The sequence below is a fragment of the Streptomyces boluensis genome, assembly GCF_009908195.1.
GTDB classification, from domain to species: Bacteria; Actinomycetota; Actinomycetes; order Streptomycetales; family Streptomycetaceae; genus Streptomyces; species Streptomyces boluensis.
Genome location: NZ_JAAAHS010000611.1, coordinates 1 through 2,728 on the forward strand (window position 1 = coordinate 1; position 2,728 = coordinate 2,728).

A 2,728-nucleotide genomic window follows, 5' to 3' on the forward strand; every position below is an offset into this window, starting at 1 on the left:
GGACTTTCGGGAAGGGGCGGGGAGGGGAAGAAGCAGGCGGGTCAGCGGACCCGCTCCACCCGCCGCTCGTCCCACACCGGCTCCGCCGACTCACGGACACGACCATCACTGCCGAACACCAGATACCGATCAAACGCACGGGCGAACCAGCGGTCGTGGGTGACGGCGAGGACCGTGCCCTGGAACGCTTCCAGACCTTCCTGCAGAGCTTCGGCGGACTCCAGGTCGAGGTTGTCCGTCGGCTCGTCGAGGAGCAGCGCGGTGCAGCCCTCCAGTTCGAGCAGCAGAATCTGGAAGCGGGCCTGCTGGCCGCCGGAGAGCCGCTCGAACTTCTGCTCCGCCTGCCCCGTCAGCTCGTACCGCCGCAGCCGGGACATCGCGGCGCCCCGGTCCTGGGAGTGCTCGCGCCACAGGATGTCGAGCAGCGGGCGGCCGAACAGCTCCGGGTGCGCGTGGGTCTGCGCGAAGTGGCCGGGCAGCACGCGCGCGCCGAGCTTCCACTCGCCGGTGTGCGCCACCTCGTCCCCGGCGAGCAGCCGCAGGAAGTGCGATTTGCCGGAGCCGTTGGAGCCGAGTACCGCGACCCGTTCGCCGTAGAAGACCTCCAGGTCGAACGGTTTCATCAGGCCGGTCAGCTCAAGTCCCTTGCAGGTCACGGACCTTACGCCGGTACGGCCACCGTGCAGGCGCATCGTGATGTCCTGCTCGCGCGGCGGCTCGGGCGGCGGACCCGCCTCCTCGAACTTGCGCAGCCGGGTCTGGGCGGCCGCGTACCGCGAGGCCAGCTCGTGGCTGATCGACGCGGCCTGGCGCAGGTTGAGGACGACCTTCTTCAGCTGGGCGTGCTTCTCGTCCCAGCGGCGGCGCAGCTCCTCGAAGCGGGCGAAGCGTTCACGGCGCGCCTCGTGGTACGTGCCGAAGCCGCCGCCGTGCATCCACGCGTCGGCACCCTCGGGGCTCGGCTCGACGCTGACGATCTTCTCGGCGGCGCGGGCGAGCAGCTCCCGGTCGTGGGAAACGAAGAGCACCGTCTTACGGGTCTCCTTGAGCTTCTCCTCCAGCCAGCGCTTTCCGGGTACGTCGAGGTAGTTGTCCGGTTCGTCGAGGAGCAGGACCTCGTCGGCGCCGCGCAGCAGGGACTCCAGGACGAGGCGTTTCTGCTCGCCGCCGCTGAGGGTGCGGACCTCGCGGAACTGGGCCTTGTCGTAGGGCACGCCGAGGGCGGCCATGGTGCACATGTCCCAGATGGTCTCGGCCTCGTACCCCTGGGCCTCGGCCCAGTCGGAGAGCGCCTGCGCGTAACTCATCTGCGCGGCCTCGTCGTCGACCGTCATGATCTTGTGCTCGGCGGCGTCCACGGCCTTCGCGGCCTCGCGGATACGCGGGTTCGCCACCGACACGAGCAGGTCGCGCACGGTGGTCTCGTCCCGTACGGAGCCCACGAACTGGGGCATCACACCGAGGCCACCGCTGACGTTGACGGTGCCGCCGTGCGGCTGGAGCTCGCCGGAGATCAGCCGGAGCAGGGTCGTCTTGCCCGCGCCGTTCGGTCCGACCAGGGCGACGACGGCGCCCTCGCCCACCCGGAAGGAGACATCGCCGAGCAGGGCGCGCCCGTCGGGGAGGTAGTACTCGAGGTGCGCGGCTTCCAAGTGACCCATGGTTCCGCATTCTCCGTGCGCGGCCACCGCCAGGGCAAACGCGTTTCAGGCACCCGTACTCGCACCCACCGCGGCGTCCACACTCCGAGATTCGGGTCTCAATATTCGACATGCTCGCGTACGGTTCGGTCATCGCACCCGGAGTGTGGACCCCGGGGCCACCGCGTAAGGAGACCGCGTCATGCCGAAGGAGACCGCCGTCTACACCCACGGGCACCACGCGTCCGTGCTGCGCTCGCACACCTGGCGGACCGCCGCCAACTCCGCCGCGTACCTCGTCGGGGAGCTCAAGCCGCACATGAAGATCCTGGACGTCGGCTGCGGCCCCGGCACCATCACCGCCGACCTGGCCGCCCTGGTCCCGCAGGGCAGCGTCACCGGGGTCGACGCGGCGCCCGGCATCCTCGACACCGCACGTGCCGCCGTGGCCGAACGCGGCCTGGACAACGTGGAGTTCGCGGTCGCCGACGTGCACGCGCTCGACTTCCCCGACGACACGTTCTGCGTGGCCCACGCCCATCAGGTGCTGCAGCACGTGGGCGACCCGGTGCAGGCGCTGCGCGAGCTGCGGCGGGTGGTGAAGCCCGGCGGCATCGTCGCCGTACGCGACTCCGACTACGCGGCGATGACCTGGTACCCGCAGGTGCCGGGCCTCGAAGACTGGCTGGACCTCTACCGCCGGGTCGCCCGCGCGAACGGCGGCGAACCGGACGCGGGCCGCAGGCTCAAATCCTGGGCCCTGGAAGCCGGCCTCACCGAAGTGACGGCGACGTCCTCGGCCTGGACGTTCAGCACCCCCGACGAGCGCGCCTGGTGGTCCGGACTCTGGGCCGAGCGCACCACCGCCTCCACGTACGCGAACCGCGCCACCGAGTCCGGCCACGCGACGCCCGCCGACCTGGAGGCACTCGCCGAGGCGTGGCGCGAGTGGGGCACACGCGAGGACGGCTGGTTCGCCGTACTGCACGGCGAGATCCTCTGCCGGGTCTGACGGACCCGGCCCTCCGCCCGGCGCCTGCGCGGGGGTCGGGCGGCGTGTGGGTGGGGCGGTCGGCGGGCCCATAGGT

2 protein-coding genes are annotated in these 2,728 nt (G+C 71.1%); one reads left to right on the forward strand and one right to left on the reverse strand.

What is annotated here, in order from left to right:
• Nucleotides 1-41: 41 nt before the first annotated feature.
• Nucleotides 42-1,661: an ABC-F family ATP-binding cassette domain-containing protein gene (locus GUY60_RS36575; protein WP_161705812.1), complete on the reverse strand. Its 1,620-nt coding sequence runs from the start codon at nucleotides 1,659-1,661 to the stop codon at nucleotides 42-44.
• 181 nt (nucleotides 1,662-1,842) lie between these two features.
• Between GUY60_RS36575 and GUY60_RS36580 the strand changes: the two genes are divergently transcribed.
• Nucleotides 1,843-2,652, forward strand: coding sequence for a class I SAM-dependent methyltransferase (locus tag GUY60_RS36580; protein WP_161705813.1), 810 nt, complete (start codon nucleotides 1,843-1,845; stop codon nucleotides 2,650-2,652).
• Nucleotides 2,653-2,728: the final 76 nt, after the last annotated feature.

Coding starts and splice junctions, on each gene's coding strand:
- GUY60_RS36575 (WP_161705812.1), bottom strand. CDS start 1,661: ATGGGTCACTTGGAAGCCGCGCACCTCGAGTACTACCTCCCCGACGGG.
- GUY60_RS36580 (WP_161705813.1), top strand. CDS start 1,843: ATGCCGAAGGAGACCGCCGTCTACACCCACGGGCACCACGCGTCCGTG.